Source organism: Mesorhizobium sp. M0904, assembly GCF_040319475.1.
Lineage (GTDB): Bacteria > Pseudomonadota > Alphaproteobacteria > Rhizobiales > Rhizobiaceae > Mesorhizobium.
On record NZ_JAMYOC010000012.1, the window covers coordinates 26,206 to 48,943 of the forward strand.

A 22,738-nucleotide genomic window follows, 5' to 3' on the forward strand; every position below is an offset into this window, starting at 1 on the left:
AAAGTAGCAATTGGCGAAAGCGCCGCACAACCCGATTGCCCGCCGGACAATGACACTGCTGACATTCCGCTTCGCGCCGAGCCCGAACGGCGAACTGCATCTCGGCCATGCCTATTCGGCGCTGCTCAATCAGAAATTGGCAAAGGCGGCGGGCGGACGCCTGCTGCTGCGCATCGAGGACATCGACACGACGCGCTGCACGCCGGAATTCGAGGCAGGCATTTTTCGCGACCTGAAATGGCTGGGGCTTGGCTGGGAGGAGCCGGTGCGCCGCCAGTCCGAGCATTTTGCCGAATATCGGGCGATGCTCGAGCGGCTGATCGAAGCGGAGCTTGTCTATCCGGCCTTCATGAGCAGAAGTGAGATCCGCGCCTTCATCGCCGACAGCGAAAAGCGCGGCCGCGACTGGCCGCGCGACCCGGACGGCGTGCCGCTCTATCCCGCCGCCGACAAGGCACTGCCGCCGAGCGAACGCAAACGGCGCATCGCCGAAAATGTGCCATTTGCCTGGCGGTTGAACGTCGATGCGGCAATAGAGCGCGCCGGCAAGGACCTGTCATGGGCCGAATACACGGACGAGACGCTCTCCGCGGCGCGTCGTGTCGAAGCCCATCCGCAGTATTGGGGCGATGTGGTCGTGGCGCGCCGCGAAATCCCGACCAGCTATCACCTCGCTGTCACCATGGACGACGCGCTGCAGGGCGTCAGCCATGTCGTGCGCGGCCAGGATCTTTATTCCGCGACCAGCGTGCAGCGGCTGCTTCAGCAGCTGCTTGGCCTGCCGCAGCCGGCCTATTTTCACCATCGCCTGATCCTCGGCCCGGACGGACGAAAACTGTCGAAGAGTCTTGGCGATACCAGCCTTGCCGCCCAGCGTGCGGCGGGCGCCTCGCCCGACGACGTAAGGCGGCTGGTCGGTCTCTAGCTAGACCGGCGAGCTGACGGCCATCAACGGCGCTCCTTCAATTCAAATGACTCTATGGATCAACCGTTTGGTTTTGCTTGCCGGCCCGAACGGCATTAAGCAGTCGCCGCAGTCGATCCCTCACCCGAATTCACCGCGGCCTCCTGAAAATGCACAGCCTCAAGCGGTTCATCCCCGCCTCTTTCGTCCTCCTGTGGGCGACCGGCTTCATCGGCGCGCGCTATGCCATGCCGTGGGCGGAGCCCTTTACTTTCCTGGCCGCGCGCTTTGTCCTGGCCGCAATCCTGCTTGTCGCTTTGATGGCCGCACTTGGTTCGAGCCGCGCCACCCGCGACGAGGCGCTGCACGCGACCGGCGCCGGCATCCTGATGCATGGGGTCTATCTCGGCGGCGTGTTCTGGGCCATCCACCGGGGCATGCCCGCTGGGCTTTCAGCCCTGATCGTCGGCCTGCAGCCCCTGATCACGGCAGTGCTCGCCGGCCGGATTCTGGGCGAGGCCATCCTGCCGCGCCACTGGGCCGGTCTCGGCCTCGGGTTGATCGGCGTGGTGATCGTGCTCTGGCCGAAGCTCGGCGCGCTCGGCGGCGGGGTGACGGCCGAAACATTGGGCGCCTCGCTGGTCTCCGTGCTCGGCATGAGCGCCGGCACGATCTGGCAGAAGCGTTTCGCCTCCGGCGGCGATCTGGTGGCTGCCACATTCTGGCAATATGTCGGCGGCGCATCGGTGATGGCTCTGGCCTCGCTCGCCTTCGAGACCCGAACGGTCATCGTCAACGGCGAACTGATCTTCGCCATGGCCTGGCTCGTGCTGGTGCTATCGATCGGCGCCATCTTCCTGTTGATGGTGATGATCCGCGACGGCGAGATGTCGAAGGTCGCCTCGCTGTTTTACCTCGTGCCGGCCGTCACTGCCGTCATCGCCTGGGCATTGTTCGGTGAGCAATTGAGCCCGCTCCAGATCGCCGGCATGGCAATCGCGACGCTCGGCGTCGGGCTGGCGACGGCTCAGCCGCCGACTCTCGCACGCGCCTCTAAATAGCGGCTGATCGCGGCGTTGAGCTCGCCACCGAGGATGAAGATCGCCGAGACGATATAGAGGAATACGACGGCGATCATGATCGAGGCGAGGCCGGCATAGGTCGTCACATAGGACGAGAAATGATCGAGATAGGCGGCGAAGATGGTCGACCCGATAAGCCAGCCGATCAGCGTGAAGATGATGCCAGGCACGATCGAAACGAAGCGGCGCTTGCCGGCCGGCAACCAGAAATGCACGGCGAACAGGCCGCCGATGATGACGACCGAGGCGATGACGTAACGCCACAGCGTGATCGTGCCCATGTAGGGCTTTATCCATTCGAAATGCGACTCGGCCAGCCGTGCCAGCAACGGCGCGAAGACCAGCAGCACGCTGATCGCCAAAAACCCGGCCGTCGCGATCAGCACGAAGATGATGCTCTGCACCCGCCGGTAGATGATGCCCCGAGTTTCCGAGACACGATAGGCGCGGTTGAGCGAAGTGCGCAGCGCCTCGATGCCGTTCGAGGCGAAGTATCCGGCAAGCACGATACCGTACGTCAACAGGTCGCTGCGCCTAACGGTAAGCACGTTGAGCACTTCGCGTGCGATCGGTTTGGCGATCTGCTCGGGCCATGTGTCGAACACAAGGTGCACGGCGGTGTCGGCGAAGGCCTGCGCGCCGAAAAAACTCGCCAGCGTCGTAGCGAAGATCAGGAAAGGAAAAAGCGCCATCAGCGCGGTGATCGCCAGATGGCTGGCCATTGCCCAGCCGTCGTCGGTGTTGAAATGGCCGAGCGCGTCGTAGAGGACGCGTTTAAGGGCTACGATCTTCCGCAACAAGAACCGCGTTCCCTTCGATTGTCCGGATGCCGCGAATATGGGAAGGGTTTGCAGTAAATGACAACCCTAGGTCAAACCACCATTCCTCCCGGAGAAGAGTTGCGCACCATCATTGTCACAGGTGCCTCTTCCGGTATAGGCGCCTATTGCGCCCATGCTCTTAAGAAGGAAGGCTGGCGGGTGTTCGCAACGGCCCGAAAGCCCGAGGATATCGCCGCGCTCGAGGCCGACGGCATTGAGGCCTTCTATCTGGACTACACCGAGCCCGGATCGATCGAGGCGCTGGTGACGGCGGTGCTGGAACGGACCGGCGGCCGGCTCGATGCGCTCTTCAACAATGGCGCATACGGACAGCCCGGCGCCGTCGAGGACCTGCCGGTCGAGGCTTTGCGGCAGCAGTTCGAGGCCAATGTCTTTGGCTGGCATGATCTCACTCGCCGCGTCGTACCGGTGATGCGCCGCCAGGGCCATGGTCGTCTCGTTCATTGCTCGTCGATCCTCGGCCTCGCGCCGGTGCCTTTTCGCGGCGCCTACTCGGCATCGAAGCACGCTATCGAAGGGCTGATGCTGTCCCTCTATCAAGAACTCCGGGGTAGCGGCATCCATGTTTCGCTGATCGAGCCGGGGCCGGTAAAATCGAAGATCGCCAGCAACAGCCTCGCATGGTTCCTGGCGAATATCGATCACGAAAATTCCGTTCATCGCCTCGCCTATGCGGCGCAACTCAAACGCCTGCGGGCCGGCGGCAGCACATCGCGGCTGAAGCCCGGGCCGGAGGTGGTTTATGCCGCCTTGCACCATGCGCTTCTGTCGCGGCGCCCGCGCCCGCATTATGTGGTAACAGTGCCGGCCAGGATCGGCGCGATCCTTAAACGCATCCTGCCGGCATCTGCACTCTACCGTCTGCTCGCCAAACGCGCCTGAACGCAATTCAACTGGAACACACCATGGCAACCGTCTTCAACATCCTCGCCGTTCTTGTCATGGTCGCAGTGGTGATCGTGCTGATGCGCGGCCTCATCAACATGATGCGCGGCGGCTCCAGCATGACCTCCAACAAGCTGATGCAGACGCGCGTGCTCTTGCAGTTCGTAGCCTTGGTGCTGATCATGCTGGCGGTGTATTTCACCCGTAAGTGACGCAGCACCAGTCGGGAGGTACCCCGTGGTCAAGCTCAACAAGATCTACACCCGCACTGGCGACGACGGCACCACCGGTCTCGGCTCCGGCGAGCGGCGGCTGAAATCCGACCTTCGCATCGACGCCTACGGCACGGTAGACGAGGCCAATGCCTGCATCGGCATGGCCCGCATCCATACGGCGGCAGTAAATCCGGCGATCGATGCGATGCTCGGCCGCATCCAGAACGATCTTTTCGATCTCGGAGCCGATCTGGCAGTCCCCGATAATGGCAAGCCGCTGGACTACGAGCCGCTGCGCATCGTCGCCTCGCAGACCGACCGCGTCGAACAGGACATCGACCTCCTCAACAAAAATCTGCAGCCGCTCAAATCCTTCGTGCTCAATGGCGGCACGCCGGCCGCCGCCGCCCTTCACCTCGCCCGCACGGTCGCGCGCCGCGCCGAGCGCATCATGGTGGCGCTGTCGCAAGACCCAAACGAGCCCGTCAACCGCGAGGCAATAAGGTACATCAACCGCGTCTCGGACTTCCTGTTCGTTGCCGCGCGCGCGGTCAATGACAACGGAAACGCCGACGTGCTATGGGTTCCCGGCAAGAACCGCTGAAATCCGCCGAGCTGGGGACCCGATGTTCATCCCGCTTTACGACACCAACAGGCTGCGGCACATCAAGCTGCAATATGTGACCATCGGCCTGATCGCGCTCAATGTGTTGATCTACCTTGTCACCACGCTTGGCGGTGAGGACTTCTCCAACGCCGCGGTGCTGGGCCTCGGCTTCATCCCGTCGGTCGTGCATGACAGCGTCGAGCTCGCTCCGCAATTCGTCGTCATTCCCGAGAGCCTGAGCTACCTGACTTATTCCTTCCTGCACGCGGATATCTTCCACCTCGGCGGCAACATGCTTTTCCTGTGGGTATTCGGCGACAATGTCGAGGATGCACTCGGCCACATCCGCTACCTCATCTTCTACCTGCTTTGCGCCATTGCCGGCGCTTTCTTCCAGGGTCTGGTGGCCTGGGATTCGCAAGTGCCGCTGATCGGCGCGTCGGGCGCCATCGCCGGTGTCGTCGCTGCCTATCTGATCCTTTATCCGCGCGTGAAGGTGTGGGTGCTGGCCTTCGCCCGCATCCCGTTGCGTATCCCGGCTTTCATCCCGCTCATCCTGTGGATCCTGTTCCAGATCTTCATGTTTGCCCAGGGAGGCGAGGATCAGGTCTCCTGGGCCTGCCATATCGGCGGCATCATCGCCGGAGCCGTGCTGGTGCTTGTCTTGCGCAGCCGCGGCGTGCCGCTGCTCGCCGCTGCGGATGAAGAGACTGTGGTGGTCGCCGGCCATGTGCCCGTTGCCGTAGAGCCGGCGCCAAGCGAACCACAACCTGCGCAGCAGGCGCCGCGCTGGGGCCGGGGAAGCGTTTCCGGTCCGGACTGAACTGATTTGAGTGCTTCGCCGAGGATCCGAGTGCGCCCGGATATTGACGCGCGGGGTCGCCGCAACTACGCAAGCGCCACCCTACTGGCGCGCCGAAGACCAGAATTCCGTCCGGAATGTCGGCTTTCGACAACTCTGAAGAGGTGCACGCTGCTATAGCGCGTCCGACGAGCGTGAGAGACTATCGTGAAAGAGGTGACAGGCAAATGAAGATCCTTGTGCCCGTGAAGCGGGTTGTGGATGCGAACGTCAAGGTCCGGGTGAAAGCGGACGGTTCGGCGGTGGAACTCGCCAATGTCAAGATGGCGATGAACCCGTTCGACGAGATCGCGGTGGAAGAGGCGATCCGGCTGAAGGAAGCTGGTAAGGCCGAAGAGATCATCGTCGTGTCGATCGGGCCGCAGCAGGCACAGGAGACCTTGCGCACGGCGCTCGCCATGGGCGCCGACCGCGCCATCCTGGTCAAGACCGACGAGCAGACTGAGCCGCTGGGCGTCGCCAAGGTGCTGAAGGGCGTCGTCGAGGCAGAACAGCCCGGCCTTGTCATTCTCGGCAAGCAGGCGATCGACGACGATTCCAACCAGACCGGCCAGATGCTGGCCGCACTTCTCGGCTGGGCGCAGGGCACCTTCGCCTCCAAGATCGTGCTCGACGGTGAAAAGGCCACGGTGACGCGCGAGGTCGATGGCGGCCTGCAGACGCTGGAACTGAAGATGCCGGCAATCGTCACCGCCGATTTGCGCCTGAACCAGCCACGCTACGCGTCGCTGCCCAACATCATGAAGGCCAAGAAGAAGCCGCTCGACGAGAAGAGCCCTGCCGACTACGGCGCCGACGTCAAGCCGCGGCTGAAGGTGATCAAAACCGAGGAGCCGGGCGGCCGCAAGGCGGGCGTCAAGGTCAAGAGCGTCGCCGAACTGGTCGACAAGCTGAAGAACGAAGCCGGCGTGCTCTAAGGAATTCCGATGAGGCCGGCCGGCAAACGGCCGGTGTCTCCGCTTCCGGTGCCACGTACTGAAGTACGCTCCGCTCCGGTTCTCGAAACCAACCGTTTTCGACTCGGCCTGACCGGATTTCAGGAGCCTCGAAGACGAAAGTCAGGAAAACATCATGGCTATTCTTCTGATTGCCGAACACGACAACGCTGCGCTTTCCGACCAGACCGCCAAGGCGCTTTCGGCGGCGCTGCAGATCGGTTCGGACGTGCATGTGCTGGTTGCCGGTAAAGATGCCAAGCCGGCAGCGGACGCAGCCGCCAAGCTCAAGGGCGTTACCAAGGTGCTGCTCGCCGACGCTGACGAACTGACCGAGCGTCTCGCCGAACCGCTGGCGGCACTCGTCGTTTCGCTTGCTGAGCCATACGAGACAATCATCGCGCCGGCGACCTCGTCGGGCAAGAATGTCGCGCCCCGCGTGGCGGCGCTGCTCGATGTCGCCCAGATATCGGAAATCATCGAAGTCTTGTCGCCCGACACCTTCAAGCGGCCGATCTATGCCGGCAACGCCATCCAGACGGTGCAGTCGAGTGACGCCAAGAAGGTCATCACGGTGCGCACCGCTTCCTTCCAGGCAGCACCCGAGGGTGGTTCCGCGCCGGTCGAGACGGTTCAGGCGGCGGCCAATCCCGGCCTGTCGAGCTTTGTCGAGAACAAGCTCTCCGAGACCGACCGTCCAGAGCTGACCTCGGCCAAGATCATCATCTCGGGTGGCCGTGCGCTGGGCTCCTCCGAGAAGTTCCAGGAGGTCATCCTGCCGGTCGCCGACAAGCTCGGTGCGGCGGTTGGCGCATCTCGCGCCGCCGTCGATGCCGGCTATGCGCCGAACGACTGGCAGGTCGGCCAGACCGGCAAGGTGGTAGCGCCCGACCTTTATATTGCCGTCGGCATCTCCGGTGCCATCCAGCACCTTGCTGGCATGAAGGATTCGAAGGTGATCGTTGCCATCAACAAGGACGAGGAGGCGCCGATCTTCCAGGTCGCCGACTACGGTCTCGTCGGCGATCTCTTCGTCATTCTGCCGGAACTGCAAAAGGCGCTTTGACGCCTTCTGCCAAAGCGTATTAAATTCCGAGGGGTGGGGTAGACGAAGTCGCCCCGCCCTTTTAGTTTGCACTGCACAAAAAACGGGCCGCAAAGGCCTCGACGGGATCGGGTAATGAGCAAGATCGAGACGATCGGCATCATCGGCGCGGGCCAGATGGGCGGCGGCATCGCCCATGTGTCGGCGCTGGCGGGCTATAAGGTGCTGGTTTACGATATTTCGCCCGACCGCATCGAAAAGGGCATCGCTACGATCAGCGGCAACATGGCCCGTCAGGTCGGCTCCGGCAAGCTCGAGGAAACGCTGCGCAATGAAGCGATGGCGCGCATTTCGGCGGCGCCGGCCATGGCCGACCTTGCGGGCGCCGATCTGGTGATCGAAGCAGCGACCGAGGACGAGACGGTCAAGCGCAAGATTTATGCCCAGCTCTGCCCGCAGCTCAACCCCGAGGCCATCCTGGCGACGAACACATCATCGATCTCGATCACACGGCTGGCTTCCCAGACCGACCGGCCGGAACGCTTCATCGGCATACATTTCATGAATCCGGTTCCGGTGATGAAGCTGGTCGAGCTGGTGCGCGGCATCGCCACCGAGGACCAGACCTTCGAGGCGGCAAAAACCTATGTGAAGCAGCTCGACAAGACGATCACCGTCTCGGAGGATTTCCCGGCCTTCATCGTCAACCGCATCCTGCTGCCGATGATTAACGAGGCGATCTACACGCTCTATGAAGGTGTCGGCTCGGTCGACGCCATCGATACCGCCATGAAGCTCGGAGCCAACCATCCGATGGGGCCGCTGCAGCTTGCCGATTTCATCGGGCTCGATACCTGCCTGTCGATCATGCAGGTGCTGCATGACGGACTGTCGGATTCGAAATACCGCCCCTGCCCGCTGCTGGTCAAATATGTCGAGGCCGGCTGGCTCGGACGCAAGACCGGGCGCGGCTTTTACGACTATCGCGGCGAGCATCCCGTTCCGACACGCTGATCCTTATCGCTACCAGCGCACAAAAAGTCGTCCGCCGAGCGCCCCGAGCACGGCAAGGATGGCGACCGCAATCGTGTACCAGATGCCGACGAAAAGCGGCGAATCGTCGAAGCAATGCGCCGCATAGAAGGTCGCCGCCAGCCCGCCGGCAAGCAGGCCCGCGGCCGCACCGGCAAGCACCGGCCTTGTCGGCGCGCCATGGCGCAGCACCGCAAGAAAGACGGCAAGCGGGCCGATCCCGATCAACGGAATGAAGGTCAGGCAGATGACCATGTTCGTCCCGACCAGGCGTGTGCCCCAGTCGGACGCAGGCACGGCGAAGAGTTCGAGAATCACGGCCACAATCACCAGCAGCGGGGCGGCGATCATCCAGCTTGCCGCTCGGCGGGTCGATGCACCGGGCGTCGACAGCGCATGCACCAGGGCAAAGGCGCTGGCGGCAAGAGCGATCGTGAAGACGAATTTGGACAGGAACCGCATCGTGTGCATGGCGATCGCAATGTCGGGGCGCGGGCCGATCGTCAGCCAGAAAACCGCGGCCGCGATCACCATGGCCGCACCGGCGGCAAGCCACCAGGCGGCGCCTAGCGGCAGCGCCTTGCTGCGGGCATCGGCGTCGAGCGCCTTGATGAGATCTTCGGTCCTCATTTTTATTCCCGCCCCGCCCCGAACCGTTTGGCAATGGCGGCAAGCCCGCGGTGCAGTGACACCCGCACAGCCGTCTCGCTGATGCCGAATTTGGCCGCCGTCTCGCCGATCGAACGGCCTTCGACCGATACGGCCGAGACGACGGAACGCTGTGCCGGCGACAGGCTGTCGAGCGCCCGGTTGACGTCGCGCTCGCTCACCGTCTCCGATTCCGGCTCGGCAAAGGTCTCGGCGATTTCGTCGATCTCGACCTCGATCCGCCGGCCGCGCCGCCGGAACGCGTCGATCAGCTTGAAGCGGGCTATTGCATAGACCCAAGGCAGCACCGGCGCATTATGGCGCCAGGTGTGTCGTTTCACATGAATGGCCAGCAAGGTTTCCTGCACGACATCCTCGGGATCCACCCCACCCTGCACGATCTTGCGCCGGGCAAAGCCACGAACGAGCGCGGCGATCCGGTGCAGAAAGTCGGCATAGGCCCTTTCGTCTCCAGCGATCGCGGCCCGCAGCAGCCGTGAAAGCTCGGCTTCGTCCTTGCCGCTCACAAGAGTTCACTCCCCGATATTCGCGTCTCGGCGCTGATTTGTTACGGGGCCGGCGAAATAATGTCCAAGGCAAATTAGCTGAGCATCACGAAAGTTTGCTCCTTTTGAGCAATTGAGCGCGCCAGCAATGTTGACTGCGCTAGTCATGTATTGGTAGGTGCAGCGTGCCAAGCCAATGACCATCGAAATCGAGGACGACGCCATGAAATATGCTCTTTCCGCCCTTGCCGGTGCGACAGCACTTGCAATCAGCCTGATCGCCGGCCCGGCAATAGCAGAGGACGAGGGCATCGTCGTCTACAACGCCCAGCACGAAAACCTGACCAAAGCCTGGGCGGAGGGATTCACCAAGGAAACCGGCATCAAGGTTACCGTCCGCAATGGCGGCGACAGCGATTTCTCCAATCAGATCGTTGCGGAAGGCACCGCTTCGCCCGCCGATGTGTTCCTGACGGAGAATTCGCCGGCCATGGCATTAGTCGAGGCGGCCGGCCTGTTCGCACCGGTCGACACCGAGACGCTGGCCCAGGTTCCGCAGGAGTACCAGCCGGCGAGCGGCAAATGGGTCGGCGTCGCCGCGCGCAGCACGGTCTTTGCCTACAACAAGACCAAGCTGGCCGCCGACCAGCTGCCCAAATCGCTTCTCGATCTCGCCGATCCGAGCTGGAAGGGCCGTTGGGCCGCATCGCCCTCCGGCGCCGATTTCCAGGCGATCGTCAGCGCGCTTTTGCAGCTCAAGGGTGAGGCAGCGACGGCCGAATGGCTAAAGGCGATGAAGGAGAATTTTACCGGCTATAAGGGCAACAGCACGGTGATGAAGGCGGTCAATGCCGGCGAGGTCGAAGGCGGCGTGATCTATCACTATTACTATTACGGCGATCAGGCCAAGACCGGCGAGAACAGCAAGAATGTCGAGCTGCACTATTTCAAGCATCAGGATCCCGGTGCTTTCGTCTCGGTTTCCGGCGGTGGCGTGCTGGCCTCGAGCAAGCACCCGAAGGAAGCGCAGGCTTTCCTGAAATGGGTCACTGGCAAGGGTGGCCAGGACGTGCTGAAGACAGGCGATTCGTTCGAATACGCAGTCGGCAAGGGCGCCGAGTCCAATCCGAAGCTGGTGCCGCTGGCCGATCTGCAGGCGCCGAAAGTCGACCCGACGACGCTGAACTCGAAGAAGGTGACCGACCTGATGACGGCGGCCGGCTTGCTTTAGCCGGCGTTCGTCCTAAAAGGGCAACCGACTGCGCTCCTGTGGGAATTCGCTTTCCGCGGGAGCGCTCTGTTTTCAAGATGGCATTTGTCCATGACCACAAGCTGCTCGCCGCATTCGCCGACGATTGTTTCCGCCTTCGGGCGGAAACGGCACAACGTCTGATCTGATGCAGTCGGCGATCGATCTCGCACCTTCAGGCTTGCCAGCCGATACCACGGCCGTGCGGGCACGTCGTTGGTCGGTCTCATGGATTGCGCTGGCCGCCGTCTTTGTCTCGCTTTTCGCGCTGCTGCCACTTGCCTTCATCGTCTGGGTGGCGGTGCAGACTGGCTGGGAAACCATGGCGGCGCTGGTGTTCAGGCCGCGCGTCGGCGAACTTCTGGTCAACACCAGTCTGCTGGTGGTGCTGACCGTGCCGATTTCGATCGTGCTGTCGGTGGCGCTGGCCTGGCTCACCGAGCGCAGCGATCTGCCGGGGGCCCGCCTATGGGCCTGGTTGTCGGTGGCGCCGCTCGCCATTCCCGCCTTCGTCCACAGTTACGCCTGGATCACCATGGCGCCCAGACTGCACGGCCTGTGGGCCGGCGTGCTTGTATCGGTCATCGCTTATTTCCCGTTCCTCTATCTGCCGATAGCGGCAGCTTTGCGCCGGCTCGATCCCGCTCTCGAAGATGCAGCAGCGGCCCTCGGGCTTGGCCCATGGCGCGTGTTTCGGCGTGTCGTGCTGCCGCAGCTCCGACTCGCCATTTGCGGCGGCTCGCTGCTGGTCGGCCTGCACCTCCTGGCCGAATACGGGCTCTATGTCTTCATCCGCTTCGACACCTTCACCACCGCGATCGTCGACCAGTTTCAGTCAACCTTCAACGGTCCCGCCGCCAACATGCTGGCCGGCGTGCTGGTGACCTGCTGCCTTATGCTGCTCGGGCTGGAGGTGCTGGTGCGCGGCGAAGAGCGCTATGCCCGCGTCGGTTCGGGTGCTGCGCGCCAGCAGCAGCGCACGAGCCTTGGGCGCGCCACCATTCCTTGCCTGCTGCTGCCTGCCATTACCACGCTACTGGCGCTCGGCGTGCCGTTCGCCACCATCGGCCGCTGGCTCATGGCCGGCGGCGCCGATGTCTGGCGGCTCGACGAGATCGGCCTGGCGCTTGGCCAAACGCTGTTCCTGGCGATTGCTGGGGCGCTGCTCGCCACCATCGCGGCAATGCCGATGGCGTGGATCTCGATCCGCGCGCCGGGAAGGCTGCAACGCGTCCTGGAGGCCTGCAACTACATCGTCGGCGCGTTGCCAGGCGTTGTCATCGCCCTGGCGCTGGTCACCATCGCCGTGCGTATCGCCATGCCGCTCTACCAGACCCTGTTCACTATCCTGGTTGCCTATGCGCTGATGTTCCTGCCGCGCGCCCTGATTAGCCTCAGGGCGTCGATCGCACAGGCGCCGGTCGAGCTCGAACGCGCCGCCTCCAGCCTCGGCCGATCGCCGCTCAAGGCGCTGTGGTCGACGACCATCCGCCTGTCGGCGCCGGGCGCCGCAGCCGGCATGGCGTTGGTCGCGCTGGGCATCATGAACGAATTGACCGCAACCCAGATGCTGGCGCCCAACGGCACCCGCACTCTGGCCATGGCGTTCTGGTCCTATAGCGGCGAGATCGACTATGCGTCGGCGGCGCCTTATGCCCTGATCATGGTGGCGATGTCGCTGCCTTTGACCTGGCTGCTCTACGTCCAGTCGAAGCGGATGGCCGGGCGATGAGCTTTCTCGAGCTGAGCGGCATCCACAAGCACTACGGGCCCGTCGCAGCACTTGCCGGCGTCGACCTCAGCGTGGTCAGCGGCAGCCGTACGGCAATCGTCGGGCCATCCGGTTGCGGCAAGACCACCTTGCTGCGGCTGATAGCCGGCTTCGAGGCGCCGGACCAGGGCCGCATCGTGCTCGATGGCGAGGTGCTGGCCGATGGCGACACGGCCGTGCCGGCGCATCGCCGCGGCATCGGGCTGGTGGCGCAGGACGGCGCTCTGTTCCCGCATCTGAGCATCGCCGCCAATATCGGCTTCGGCATGGGGCGTCACGAGGAAAAGCGCAGTGAGCGCATCGCCGAGCTCGCCTATGTCGTCGGACTGGACAAAGGAATCCTGAGGCGCCGCCCGCATGAGCTCTCCGGCGGCCAGCAGCAGCGCGTCGCGCTCGCCCGCGCCATGGCCATGAAGCCGCGGCTGATGCTGCTCGACGAGCCGTTCTCGGCGCTCGACACCGGCCTGCGCGCCTCGATGCGCAAGGCCGTGGCCGAGCTCCTTGAGACCGCCGGCATCACCACCATCCTGGTCACCCATGATCAGGCCGAGGCGCTGTCATTCGCCAGCCAGGTCGCGGTGATGCGCGACGGCAAATTCTCGCAGGTCGGCACGCCGCGCGAGCTCTATTTCAGGCCGAGGGACAGGATGATCGCCGAGTTCCTCGGCGACGCCATCGTCTTGCCGGCCAGGATCGCCGATGGCTTCGCCACCTCGCTGCTCGGCCGCATCGCCGTCGACAGCACCGAGCGGCGCGACATCGCCCGCATCATGCTGCGGCCCGAGCAGGTGCTGCTGAAACGAACCTCGCGTGAAGGCATGTCGGGCACGCCGGACATGCTGTTCGGCGAGGTCACGGAATCCGAATTCGCCGGCTCGATATGCACCATCGCCGTGCGTCTCTTGAACAGTCCCGATCCGCCCGACGCGGCCGCCATCGGCAACACGCCATTGATCCTGCGCAAGCCGGGCATGGACGCGCCGGCCGTCGGCGAGATCGTGCGGCTGACCGTGTCGGGCAAGGCGCATGTGTTTGCCTGAACGGTTTTGCGCAGGGCCGATTTCAATCGACCCGTTTGCCCGCTTGATCGAACCAATGCAGCTTTTCGGACCTGGCCACGACGCGCAATCGGTCGCCTGGCTTGGCGCTGGCGCGGCCTGAGACGCGCACCACGATACGGCTGCCGGCTGCCACGCAATGGAGGAAGCTTTCGGCACCGACCGGTTCGACCGCTTCCACTGTCGCCGTCAGCGCGAGCGCGCCGGCCGGCGCCTCTGCCGCGAAGGTGATATCGGCGTCCTCCGGACGAAAGCCTAGTGTCACTGCCTTGCCCTGTCGAGGCGCCAAGCCAATCACCGTACCGTCGGCCAATACCGAGCTTGGGGAGGCCCCTGTGAGCGCCAGCAGATTCATCGGCGGTGCGCCTATGAACGAAGCGACGAAGGTCGAGGCCGGTCTCTCGTACACATCAAGCGGAGCGCCGGTCTGCTCGACCAGTCCGGCGTTCATGACGACGAGGATGTCGGCCAGCGTCATCGCCTCAAGCTGGTCGTGCGTGACATAAACCGAGGTGACGCCAAGCGAGCGCTGCAGATTCTTGATCTCGATGCGCATCTGCCCGCGCAATTTCGCATCGAGGTTGGACAGTGGTTCGTCGAACAGGAAGACCTTCGGGTTGCGCACGATGGCGCGACCCATGGCGACGCGCTGGCGCTGACCGCCTGAAAGCTCGCGCGGGCGCCGGTCGAGCAGCGCCGAAAGCTCCAGCACCTTGGCCGTCGAGCGTACCCTGCTATCGATCTCGTCCTTCGGCGTGCCGCGGTTGCGCAGGCCATAGGCCATGTTGTCATAGACCTTCATATGTGGGTAGAGCGCGTAATTCTGGAACACCATGGCGATGTCGCGCTCGGTCGGGCCGATGGCGTTGACCACCTTGCCGTCGATGGCGACTGTACCGGCCGAAATGGTCTCCAACCCGGCGATCATCCTCAGCAGCGTGGACTTGCCGCAACCTGACGGGCCGACCAGCACGCAAAGCTCCTTGTCGGGAATGGTGATGGAGACGCCCTTCACGGCTTCGACGCCGCTGGGATAGACCTTCTTCACGTGTTTCAGATCGACGGTCGCCATCAGAGTCTCACTTTTCGGATTCGACCAGGCCGCGCACGAACCAGCGTTGCATCATCACCACGACGAGGATCGGTGGCACGATGGCCAGCATTGCCGTGACCATCACGAGGTGCCATTGGGTGTCGGCATCGGCGAAGGAAACCATCTTTCTCAGCGCGATGACGATGGTGTTCATGTCGCTGCTGTTGGTGACGAGCAGCGGCCAAAGATACTGCGTCCAGCCATAGATGAAGAGGATCACGAACAGCGCGGCGATGTTTGTCCGCGACAGCGGCAGGAGGATATCAAAGAAGAAGCGCCATGGCCCGGCACCGTCGACACGCGCCGCCTCGACCAATTCGCCCGGTATGGTCATGAAGAACTGGCGAAACAGCAGCGTTGCGGTGGCTGAGGCGATCAGCGGGACGATCAGGCCGGCATAGGTGTCGATCATGCCGAGATCGACCATCACCTTGTAGGTCGGCAGGATGCGCACCTCGACTGGAAGCATCAAGGTGATGAAGATCAGCCAGAAGAAGGTCATGCGCAGCGGAAAGCGAAAGAACACGATCGCGTAGGCCGACAGGATCGAGATGAAGATCTTTCCGACCGCAACGCCGAGCGCCATGATCGTGGTGTTGAGGAGCAGCCTGCCGACGCTGACCCCGCCGATACGGCCGATGCCGCCGAACAGCGCCTCGCTGTAGTTGTTCCATAGCTGGCCGCCCGGCAAGAGCGGCAGCGGCGGCCTGAGGATCGTTTGCAGCGTGTGCGTCGAGGCCACGAAGGTGTAGTAGATCGGAAAAGCCACAATCAATATGCCGAGGATGAGCACGGCATGGGCGATGAAGGTACGGAGCGGGGACTGGCCGATCATCGCTGCGCTCAGCCGTAGTGGACTTTGCGTTCCACATAGCGGAACTGGATCGCTGTGAGCGCGATGACGATGGCCATCAGGATGACCGACTGCGCCGCCGAGTCGCCCAGGATCAGATTGACGAAGCCGTCATTGTAGACCTTGTAGACCAGCGTCTCGGTCGTCTTGCCCGGCCCGCCGCCGGTGACGGCATGAACGATGCCGAACGTGTCGAACAGGGCATAGACGGTGTTGACGACCAGCAGGAAAAACGTTGTCGGCGCAAGCAGCGGGAAGACGATGGTCCAGAAGCGCTTGGTTTCGCCGGCGCCGTCCATGGCCGCCGCTTCGATCAGCGTTTTCGGCACCGCCTGCAGGCCGGCGACGAAGAACAGGAAATTGTAGCTGATCTGCTTCCAGGCAGCCGCCGACACCAGCAGGATCATGGCGTGGGTGCCGTTGAGCAGTGGGTCCCATGCGATGCCGAGGCTTCTCAGCAAATAGGCCAACGAGCCTATCGAAGGGTTGAACAGAAACAGCCACAGCATGCCGGCGATCGCCGGCGCCACGGCATAAGGCCATATCAACAGTGTGCGGTAGAGGCCTTTGCCGCGCACGGCCTTCTCGGCCATGACCGCGAGCAGCAGGGCCACAACCATGGCAACGATCGCGGTCGCAAGCGAGAACACCACCGTGACCTTGATCGAGTTGAGGTAGGCCGGATCGGCCAGCACCTTCCGGAAATTGGCAAACCAGACGAACCTGCTCTTCAGTCCGAACGGGTCTTGCCTGAGCATCGACTGGTAAAGCGCCTGACCAGCCGGCCAGTAGAAGAAAACCAGGGTTATGGCGAGCTGTGGCGCCACCAGCAGGTAGGGCAGGATCTTGTTGGGAAAGACGACGCGTGGAGACAGGCTGATTTCCCTCGCTATCCAGGCATCGCCCACGCGCGCTCGCGTGGGCGATATTCCAACCGACTGACCGAGACGATCTCGTTAGTTGTCCAGGGCTTCCTTGATCGCGGCGTTGCCGCGCGCGACCGCATTGTCGAGCGCCTGCTGGGCGGTTTGCTGGCCGGCCAGCATCTTCTCCAGCTCCTCGTTCTGGATATCACGCACCTGCGGCAGATTGGGCAGACGCACGCCCTTCGAATTGTCGGTCGGCGACTTGCCGATCATCTGCAGGATGGGTGTCTCGCGGCCCGGGTTCTTGTCATAGAAGCCTGATTTCTTGGTCGCCTCGTACGCGGCGAGCGTCACAGGCAGGTATCCCGACTTCTGGTGCAGGTATTCCTGTACATCGGTCTTGGACAGATAGGCAAAGAAGGCGGCAACGCCCTTGTATTCCTCGTCCGACTTGTTGCCGAACACCCATAGGCTGGCACCGCCCGGCGTCGTGTTCTGCGGGGCACCCTTGGCGTCACTGTCGTAGGGAAGCTGGCCGATGCCATAGTTCATGCCGGACTTGACGATATCGCCGAGGCCGCCCGACGATTCGGTGAAGATGCCGCATTCGCCGGCGAGGAATATCTGCTTGGCTTCGGAGGTGCGTCCGCCATATTTGAACGTGCCGTCCTTGGCCAGGTCGGCGAGCGCCTGGAAGTGGTTGACGAAAATCGGCGCATTGATCTTGAGTTCGACGTCGCCGCCGGCCAGGCCATTCTGCTGGGTGGCCCAAGGCACGTCATTCCACGCCGCGAAATTCTCCAGATGGATCCAGGTCAGCCAGGTCGAGGTATAGCCGCAAGAGGCGGCGCCGCTCGTTTTGATCTTCTTGGCGGCTTTCCAAACCTCGTTCCAGGTCTTGGGCGGATTGTTCACGTCGAGGCCTGCCTTCTGGAAGATGTCCTTGTTGTAGTAGAGGATCGGCGAGGAGGAGTTGTAGGGGAAGGACAGCATGGTGCCGTCCGGCTTGGAATAATAGCTGACGATGCCGGGCAGATACTGGCTCTTGTCGAAAGTCATCCCGGCGCCGGTCATCACATCGGCCACCGGCTTTATCGCACCCTCGGCCGCCATCATCACGCCGGTGCCGACGTCGAACACCTGGAGGATATCGGGCGCTTGCCCGGCACGAAAGGCAGCGATGCCGGCATTCAGCGTCTCCGGATAGGTGCCCTTGAACACCGGAACGAGCTCATAGTCGCTCTGGCTGGCGTTGAAATCCTTGGAGATCTTGGCGACGACCTCGGCGTTGGCGCCGGTCATGGCGTGCCACCAGCTGATCTGCGTGACGGCGAAGGCAGAGGTGGTGGAAAGCAGGGTCACGGTGGCGGCGATACCGGCCGCAAAGCCGAAGAACTTCATGTTTCATCTCCCGTTTGTCATTGGCGAAAGGGGGCACCTCCGCAAAGCCAATATGTGGCGCTGATGACAATCGGACAACGGTTTTGTTGCCGATCAATGAACATCATTCCTTCCTAAAGTGCACTCGCTACCGAAACCGGGCGCCAGAAATCACATCACCGTCTTTTCGGCGCAGCGGGCGTCGGTTTTCCCCCGAAAAGACCCGTCTCATGGCCCGCGGGTTAACCATTCGTTAAAATCTCCAAGAGCTAATCCGTCACACCTCCCCTGTTAGTTTTGACCGAGTGAACCAGGATGCTGACGGTCTATAATTGTATCGTAAATCAGCACGACCTGAGACTGGTTGCGCTCGCCGCACTCGTCTGTGGAATTTCTTGTTTCTCTGCGGTTAATCTCCTTAAGCATGTCGGCCGATCGACCGAGCGAAACCGGCTTGTCTGGCTGATGATCGCCGCAGCTTCGACCGGGTTCGGCATATGGGCGACGCATTTCATCGCCATGACCGCGTTTACGCCGGGAATACCGAACGCATACAATCCGGGATTATCCGCCTTTTCGCTTGCCGCCGCCGTCATCCTGACCGCGCTTGGGATGTGGGTCGCCACCTTGCGCCGCGGCATCGACCATTTCCTCGTCGGTGGCGCCATTCTCGGTGGCGCCATCGCGACGATGCACTACATCGGCATGGCAGCTTTCGAGGTCGAAGGCCGGGTCGTATGGAACCTGCTCCTTGTCGCGATATCGCTTCTGGCCGGCGTGACCCTTGCGGCACTGGCGCTCCTGGTCGTCTTGCGCCGCCCGTCAGCACTCGCGACTCTCGGCGGCGCCGCGCTTTTGACGCTGGCCATTTGCAGCTTGCATTTCATCGCGATGGCCGCGGTGTCGATCATTCCGGATTCCTCGATTGAAATATCCGAACATTCCATCGAGCCCATTTCCCAGGCCTTTGCCGCAGCGGTCGCCAGCCTTGTAATCCTTGTGCTGTCAGGTGCCGCGCTGTGGATCGATCTGCGCTTTCGCCACCAGAAGCTCGAGGCCGAGCGCATGCACGATCTCGCCAATGCGGCGGTGGAAGGTCTGATCGTTTGCGATGGCACCCGCATCGTCAGCGCCAATGACAGTATGGCGAAGCTGACCGGAACAGCGACAGCCACCCTGAATACGATGCAACTCGGCGAGCTTTTCGACGGACAGAGCGCAGCCGCTATGTCCGGCTTCGGCGAACAGGCGCAGGAAGCGACATTAAGGGGCAGCGACGGCGCGAGAATTCCTGTCGAGCTGATCGCCAGGAAGATCACCTACTGCGGCAGGCCTCATACGGTGCTTGCCGTTCGCGACATCCGTGAGCGCAAGAAAGCAGAAGAAGAGATCCTCCGCCTCGCGCATTTCGATCCGCTTACCGGGCTGCCAATCGGCGGAGCTTTTCTTCCCGGCTGGAAGCAGAATTCGCCTCGATGGATCGTGGCGGCAGGGATGGATATCTGGCGCTCCTGCTGCTTGACCTCGACCGGTTCAAGCAAGTCAACGACCTCTACGGCCACAGCGCCGGTGACGCGATGCTGCAGAAACTCGCGCACTGCATTTCCGGCATTCCGCGCCACGGACAAATGCTCGCGCGTCTCGGCGGCGACGAATTTGCCATCATAGCTCCGAACCTCCCCGACCCCCTGGCCGCAGGCCGGATAGCCGAGGACTTGCTGGCGGCGATCCGCGAGGAAAACAGGGTTTCGGTCGGCTCCGGCCTCGTCTCGGCCAGCATCGGCATCGCCTTCTTTCCGCTGGATGCCGAAGACCAGGCCGGCCTGATCAGCCACGCCGACACGGCACTCCATCGCGCCAAAACCGAAGGCAGGGACACTTACCGGTTTTTCGAGATAGCCATGGGCACCGCGGCCCGCGACAAGCGCGTGATGGAGCATGAATTGCGCCAGGCCATCGCCCGCAAGGAGTTCCACCTCGTCTACCAGCCTCAGAAGGAAATCCGCGGCGGCAGGATGATCGGCTTCGAAGCCCTGGTCCGGTGGCAGCACCCTGAGCGGGGTGATATTTCTCCGGCTGTTTTCATCCCCGTGGCCGAGGACAGTGGCGCGATCGCCCAGATCGGCGACTGGGTGCTGACGACGGCTTGTAACGATGCTGCTCGCTGGACAAATCCGCTGATGGTCGCAGTCAACGTCTCCGCCGTGCAGCTTCACAATCCGAACTTCAGCCGCAAGGTGCATGACGCACTGGCGAGGTCCGGCCTGGCACCCGGCAGGCTGGAACTGGAGATCACCGAAACAGCCCTGGTGAAGGATATGCCACGCGCGCTGGCGGCCTTGAGGCAGGTCAAGGCGCTTGGCGTGCATGTAGCGATGGACGATTTTGGCACCGGCTACTCTTCGCTGTCCAACCTTAGCGCCTTTCCCTTCGACAAGATCAAGATCGACGGGTCGTTCATCAAATCGGTCGACAAGAACGCCCAGTTCGCGGCGATCGTCCGCGCCGTGCTGGGGCTTGGACGCGGTCTCGGCCTACCGGTCCTTGCGGAGGGCATCGAGACGCCGGGTGAATTGCAGTTCCTGGACGCCGAGGCTTGCGAGATCGGGCAAGGCTATTACCTCGGCAAACCGGCTCCGATCGAGACGTTCGGCGAACTGACGGGCGTGGCTGCTCCGGCAATCCGCACAGCCAGCCGACGCGGCGCAAGCATTGCCGTGCTCAAGCCGCGCCTGCGCACGGTCTGAGCCTATCCCGGCTGAAGCGCCGCCTCGACCAGACGCTTGGCATCCGGCCCCGACCATTCGGCCGGGCCGTTCATATGGGCGATGAGGCAGCCTTGCCCATCGATCAGCATGGTGACGGGCAGACCTAGCGCCAGGCCGCGCGTCTTGACGTCGTTGAACAGCGCCATCGTGGCATCGCGATAGTAGCCGAGCGACTTGACGCCGGTGTCCTCCAGGAATTTCTTCGGTTTGGCATCGTCGCCGGCATCGACGTTGACGGCAACAACCTGAAACGCATCGCTGCCCATCTCCTTCTGCAGCGCATCGAGCGCCGGCATTTCGGCGCGGCAAGGCGCACACCATGTCGCCCACAGATTGAGCAGCACCGTCTTGCCGGCATGATCGGCGATCATCGTCGGCTCCCCGTCGGGGCCGTTGAAGGCAAGGCTTTTCAGCGATTGCGGCGGATCCGCCGGCAAAAGCGCGGCAACCTGGCCGGTAGCAGCGGCGGCGATCTTCTTGGCACGGTCGGTCTTGGCGACGCAGGCGGCGTCGTCCTTGCCGCCGCCGGCGGCCACTGGCGCGGGCGCCTTGTTGCCAGAACTGCTTTCCCTGACATATACCGCGACCGCGCCGGCCAGCACGCCCGCAACCAAAGCGGCGAGGATGAGACGCAAAGCCGGGAAAAATCTATTGCCGTCTGCCATTTTTGAAAAACTGCTCCGGAGCACGGGTTATAGCGATGAACGACAAGAAGGCCAGCAACCAGATGTGGGGCGGACGTTTTGCCTCGGGTCCGGCCGCAATCATGGAAGCGATCAACGCGTCGATCTCGTTCGACCGCAAACTCTATGCGCAGGATATTCGCGGCTCGATCGCCCATTGCCAGATGCTGGCGCAAACGGGCATTATTTCGGCGGCCGATCAAGAAAAAATCACTCACGGGCTGAACACGATCCTGGCAGAGATCGAGGCCGGCACATTCGAGTTCTCCACCAGGCTGGAAGACATCCACATGAATATCGAGGCCCGTCTGGCCGATTTGATCGGGCCCGCAGCTGGCCGCCTGCATACCGCCCGCTCGCGCAATGACCAGGTGGCGGTCGACCTCAGGCTGTGGGTCAAGGACGAGTGCTTTCGCGTCGCCGAGGCGCTGAAGGGGCTGATCACGGCGTTCCTAGATCGCGCCGAGGAGCATGCGGCAACGGTGATGCCGGGCTTCACCCACATGCAGGCGGCGCAGCCGGTGACCTTCGGCCACCACTGCATGGCCTATGTCGAGATGTTTGCGCGCGACCTGTCTCGCGTCCGCGATGCGATTGAGCGTATGGATGAAAGCCCGCTCGGCGCTGCCGCCCTTGCCGGCACCAGCTTTCCGATTGACAGGCACGAGACAGCGAAGGCGCTTGGCTTCCGCGAGCCGATGCGCAATTCGCTCGACAGCGTTTCGGATCGCGATTTCGCGCTCGAGTTCCTGGGCGTAGCAGCGATCTGCGCGACGCATCTGTCGCGACTGGCTGAAGAGATCATCATCTGGTCGACGCCGCAATTCGGCTTCGTCAGGCTGTCGGATAGTTTCTCGACGGGTTCGTCGATCATGCCGCAGAAGAAGAATCCCGACGCTGCCGAACTGGTGCGCGGCAAGACCGGCCGCGTCACCGGGCACCTCGTCGGCTTGCTGACAGTAATGAAGGGCATGCCGCTGACCTATGGCAAGGACATGCAGGAAGACAAGGAATCCGTCTTCGACGCGGCCGAGACGCTCGACCTGATGCTGGCGGCAATGACCGGCATGGTGCGCGACATGACGGTGAACACCGCGGCGATGAAAAAGGCCGCCGGCGCCGGCTATTCGACTGCGACCGACCTCGCCGACTGGCTGGTGCGCACGCTCGGCCTGCCGTTCCGCGAGGCGCACCATATCACTGGCCGGGCGGTGGCGCTGGCCGAGGACAGGAAGATCGGGCTCGACAGGCTTTCGCTGGAGGATCTGCAGTCCATTCACCCCGGTATCAGCGCCGACGTGTTTTCGGTCCTTGCCGTGCAGAATTCTGTAAAGAGCCGCACGAGCTTCGGCGGCACCGCGCCGTCCGAGGTGCGCAAGCAGATCCGCTACTGGAAAAAGCGGCTCGCCAAGGCGTAAGACGCGGGGTGCAATGGCCGCAAAACTCGGCTAGAA

21 protein-coding genes and 1 pseudogene are annotated in these 22,738 nt (G+C 62.8%); 14 read left to right on the forward strand and 8 right to left on the reverse strand.

Annotation, left to right across the window (positions count from 1 at the left end; translation table 11 throughout):
• Positions 1-49 precede the first annotated feature (49 nt).
• Together gluQRS and NKH80_RS14335 are read left to right on the forward strand one after the other, a co-directional pair.
• Positions 50-925 carry a tRNA glutamyl-Q(34) synthetase GluQRS gene (gene gluQRS, locus NKH80_RS14330; protein WP_352992096.1) on the forward strand — a complete coding sequence of 292 codons (876 nt, stop codon included), beginning with the start codon at positions 50-52 and terminating at the stop codon, positions 923-925.
• 149 nt (positions 926-1,074) lie between these two features.
• The gene (locus NKH80_RS14335; RefSeq protein ID WP_352505116.1) at positions 1,075-1,965 is read left to right on the forward strand and encodes a DMT family transporter; all 891 of its coding nucleotides are present in this window, start codon (positions 1,075-1,077) and stop codon (positions 1,963-1,965) included.
• Here the strand turns inward: NKH80_RS14335 and NKH80_RS14340 are convergent.
• Complete coding sequence (locus NKH80_RS14340) at positions 1,932-2,786, reverse strand: YihY/virulence factor BrkB family protein (protein WP_352505115.1); 855 nt, start codon at positions 2,784-2,786, stop codon at positions 1,932-1,934. The two genes, NKH80_RS14335 and NKH80_RS14340, sit on opposite strands and share 34 nt — an antisense overlap.
• A 57-nt stretch (positions 2,787-2,843) precedes the next feature.
• Here NKH80_RS14340 and NKH80_RS14345 point away from each other — a divergent pair, with 57 nt between their 5' ends.
• From NKH80_RS14345 to NKH80_RS14375, 7 genes are all read left to right on the forward strand, one after another.
• The gene (locus tag NKH80_RS14345) at positions 2,844-3,710 is read left to right on the forward strand and encodes an SDR family oxidoreductase (protein WP_352992099.1); all 867 of its coding nucleotides are present in this window, start codon (positions 2,844-2,846) and stop codon (positions 3,708-3,710) included.
• A 23-nt stretch (positions 3,711-3,733) separates the two neighbouring features.
• A complete protein-coding gene (locus NKH80_RS14350; RefSeq protein WP_352505113.1) occupies positions 3,734-3,925 on the forward strand; it encodes a twin transmembrane helix small protein in 192 nt (63 codons plus the stop codon).
• Positions 3,926-3,950: 25 nt separating this feature from the next.
• Positions 3,951-4,532 (forward strand): cob(I)yrinic acid a,c-diamide adenosyltransferase, encoded by a 582-nt coding sequence (locus NKH80_RS14355; RefSeq protein ID WP_254816675.1) that lies wholly within the window; start codon positions 3,951-3,953, stop codon positions 4,530-4,532.
• Between the two features lie 22 nt (positions 4,533-4,554).
• Positions 4,555-5,358, forward strand: a complete 804-nt coding sequence (locus NKH80_RS14360) for a rhomboid family intramembrane serine protease (protein WP_254816674.1) — start codon at positions 4,555-4,557, stop codon at positions 5,356-5,358.
• A gap of 206 nt (positions 5,359-5,564) precedes the next feature.
• On the forward strand, positions 5,565-6,314 hold the full coding sequence (locus NKH80_RS14365; protein WP_352476294.1) for an electron transfer flavoprotein subunit beta/FixA family protein: 750 nt from the start codon (positions 5,565-5,567) through the stop codon (positions 6,312-6,314).
• 154 nt (positions 6,315-6,468) lie between these two features.
• Positions 6,469-7,398, forward strand: a complete 930-nt coding sequence (locus NKH80_RS14370; protein WP_352737902.1) for an electron transfer flavoprotein subunit alpha/FixB family protein — start codon at positions 6,469-6,471, stop codon at positions 7,396-7,398.
• Between the two features lie 114 nt (positions 7,399-7,512).
• A complete protein-coding gene (locus NKH80_RS14375; RefSeq protein ID WP_352476291.1) occupies positions 7,513-8,391 on the forward strand; it encodes a 3-hydroxybutyryl-CoA dehydrogenase in 879 nt (292 codons plus the stop codon).
• 9 nt (positions 8,392-8,400) lie between these two features.
• On the opposite strand, the gene NKH80_RS14380 is transcribed toward NKH80_RS14375, so the two are convergent.
• Together NKH80_RS14380 and NKH80_RS14385 are read right to left on the reverse strand one after the other, a co-directional pair.
• Positions 8,401-9,039 (reverse strand): NrsF family protein, encoded by a 639-nt coding sequence (locus NKH80_RS14380; RefSeq protein WP_352992102.1) that lies wholly within the window; start codon positions 9,037-9,039, stop codon positions 8,401-8,403.
• A gap of 2 nt (positions 9,040-9,041) precedes the next feature.
• Complete coding sequence (locus NKH80_RS14385) at positions 9,042-9,584, reverse strand: sigma-70 family RNA polymerase sigma factor (protein ID WP_352476289.1); 543 nt, start codon at positions 9,582-9,584, stop codon at positions 9,042-9,044.
• A gap of 202 nt (positions 9,585-9,786) precedes the next feature.
• Here NKH80_RS14385 and NKH80_RS14390 point away from each other — a divergent pair, with 202 nt between their 5' ends.
• The 3 genes from NKH80_RS14390 to NKH80_RS14400 all read left to right on the forward strand — a co-directional run bounded on the left by NKH80_RS14390 (position 9,787) and on the right by NKH80_RS14400 (position 13,623).
• Complete coding sequence (locus NKH80_RS14390) at positions 9,787-10,794, forward strand: iron ABC transporter substrate-binding protein (protein ID WP_352476288.1); 1,008 nt, start codon at positions 9,787-9,789, stop codon at positions 10,792-10,794.
• Between the two features lie 166 nt (positions 10,795-10,960).
• Positions 10,961-12,544: an ABC transporter permease gene (locus NKH80_RS14395; RefSeq protein ID WP_352992104.1), complete on the forward strand. Its 1,584-nt coding sequence runs from the start codon at positions 10,961-10,963 to the stop codon at positions 12,542-12,544.
• Entirely contained in the window at positions 12,541-13,623 is a 1,083-nt protein-coding gene (locus tag NKH80_RS14400; RefSeq protein ID WP_352992106.1) for an ABC transporter ATP-binding protein, read from the forward strand. Before NKH80_RS14395 ends, NKH80_RS14400 begins: the two co-directional genes overlap by 4 nt.
• Positions 13,624-13,645: 22 nt before the next feature.
• On the opposite strand, the gene ugpC is transcribed toward NKH80_RS14400, so the two are convergent.
• The 4 genes from ugpC to ugpB form a co-directional block, all read right to left on the reverse strand.
• Positions 13,646-14,713, reverse strand: coding sequence for a sn-glycerol-3-phosphate ABC transporter ATP-binding protein UgpC (gene ugpC / locus NKH80_RS14405; protein WP_352992108.1), 1,068 nt, complete (start codon positions 14,711-14,713; stop codon positions 13,646-13,648).
• A 7-nt stretch (positions 14,714-14,720) separates the two neighbouring features.
• Positions 14,721-15,569: a sn-glycerol-3-phosphate ABC transporter permease UgpE gene (gene ugpE / locus NKH80_RS14410; protein WP_352992110.1), complete on the reverse strand. Its 849-nt coding sequence runs from the start codon at positions 15,567-15,569 to the stop codon at positions 14,721-14,723.
• Positions 15,570-15,577: 8 nt separating this feature from the next.
• A complete protein-coding gene (gene ugpA / locus NKH80_RS14415; RefSeq protein ID WP_352483564.1) occupies positions 15,578-16,462 on the reverse strand; it encodes a sn-glycerol-3-phosphate ABC transporter permease UgpA in 885 nt (294 codons plus the stop codon).
• Between the two features lie 81 nt (positions 16,463-16,543).
• Positions 16,544-17,854, reverse strand: a complete 1,311-nt coding sequence (gene ugpB, locus NKH80_RS14420; RefSeq protein WP_352992112.1) for a sn-glycerol-3-phosphate ABC transporter substrate-binding protein UgpB — start codon at positions 17,852-17,854, stop codon at positions 16,544-16,546.
• A 294-nt stretch (positions 17,855-18,148) separates the two neighbouring features.
• Between ugpB and NKH80_RS14425 the strand changes: the two are divergent.
• Positions 18,149-20,580 (forward strand): annotated as a pseudogene (locus tag NKH80_RS14425) (bifunctional diguanylate cyclase/phosphodiesterase).
• 2 nt (positions 20,581-20,582) lie between these two features.
• Here NKH80_RS14425 and tlpA read toward each other — a convergent pair.
• Positions 20,583-21,266, reverse strand: a complete 684-nt coding sequence (gene tlpA / locus NKH80_RS14430; RefSeq protein ID WP_352737912.1) for a thiol:disulfide interchange protein TlpA — start codon at positions 21,264-21,266, stop codon at positions 20,583-20,585.
• Positions 21,267-21,301: 35 nt separating this feature from the next.
• On the opposite strand from tlpA, the gene argH reads away from it, so the two are divergent.
• Entirely contained in the window at positions 21,302-22,702 is a 1,401-nt protein-coding gene (gene argH / locus NKH80_RS14435) for an argininosuccinate lyase (RefSeq protein WP_352880597.1), read from the forward strand.
• The last annotated feature ends 36 nt before the right edge of the window (positions 22,703-22,738 follow it).

What these genes read in the sequence shown, in the direction of transcription:
- NKH80_RS14375 (WP_352476291.1), top strand. Translation starts at nt 7,513, where the DNA reads ATGAGCAAGATCGAGACGATCGGCATCATCGGCGCGGGCCAGATGGGC.
- NKH80_RS14345 (WP_352992099.1), top strand. Translation starts at nt 2,844, where the DNA reads ATGACAACCCTAGGTCAAACCACCATTCCTCCCGGAGAAGAGTTGCGC.
- NKH80_RS14390 (WP_352476288.1), top strand. Translation starts at nt 9,787, where the DNA reads ATGAAATATGCTCTTTCCGCCCTTGCCGGTGCGACAGCACTTGCAATC.
- NKH80_RS14400 (WP_352992106.1), top strand. Translation starts at nt 12,541, where the DNA reads ATGAGCTTTCTCGAGCTGAGCGGCATCCACAAGCACTACGGGCCCGTC.
- NKH80_RS14395 (WP_352992104.1), top strand. Translation starts at nt 10,961, where the DNA reads ATGCAGTCGGCGATCGATCTCGCACCTTCAGGCTTGCCAGCCGATACC.
- NKH80_RS14350 (WP_352505113.1), top strand. Translation starts at nt 3,734, where the DNA reads ATGGCAACCGTCTTCAACATCCTCGCCGTTCTTGTCATGGTCGCAGTG.
- tlpA (WP_352737912.1), bottom strand. Translation starts at nt 21,266, where the DNA reads ATGGCAGACGGCAATAGATTTTTCCCGGCTTTGCGTCTCATCCTCGCC.
- ugpC (WP_352992108.1), bottom strand. Translation starts at nt 14,713, where the DNA reads ATGGCGACCGTCGATCTGAAACACGTGAAGAAGGTCTATCCCAGCGGC.
- argH (WP_352880597.1), top strand. Translation starts at nt 21,302, where the DNA reads ATGAACGACAAGAAGGCCAGCAACCAGATGTGGGGCGGACGTTTTGCC.
- NKH80_RS14370 (WP_352737902.1), top strand. Translation starts at nt 6,469, where the DNA reads ATGGCTATTCTTCTGATTGCCGAACACGACAACGCTGCGCTTTCCGAC.
- NKH80_RS14335 (WP_352505116.1), top strand. Translation starts at nt 1,075, where the DNA reads ATGCACAGCCTCAAGCGGTTCATCCCCGCCTCTTTCGTCCTCCTGTGG.
- gluQRS (WP_352992096.1), top strand. Translation starts at nt 50, where the DNA reads ATGACACTGCTGACATTCCGCTTCGCGCCGAGCCCGAACGGCGAACTG.
- NKH80_RS14360 (WP_254816674.1), top strand. Translation starts at nt 4,555, where the DNA reads ATGTTCATCCCGCTTTACGACACCAACAGGCTGCGGCACATCAAGCTG.
- NKH80_RS14365 (WP_352476294.1), top strand. Translation starts at nt 5,565, where the DNA reads ATGAAGATCCTTGTGCCCGTGAAGCGGGTTGTGGATGCGAACGTCAAG.
- ugpE (WP_352992110.1), bottom strand. Translation starts at nt 15,569, where the DNA reads ATGATCGGCCAGTCCCCGCTCCGTACCTTCATCGCCCATGCCGTGCTC.
- NKH80_RS14380 (WP_352992102.1), bottom strand. Translation starts at nt 9,039, where the DNA reads ATGAGGACCGAAGATCTCATCAAGGCGCTCGACGCCGATGCCCGCAGC.
- ugpB (WP_352992112.1), bottom strand. Translation starts at nt 17,854, where the DNA reads ATGAAGTTCTTCGGCTTTGCGGCCGGTATCGCCGCCACCGTGACCCTG.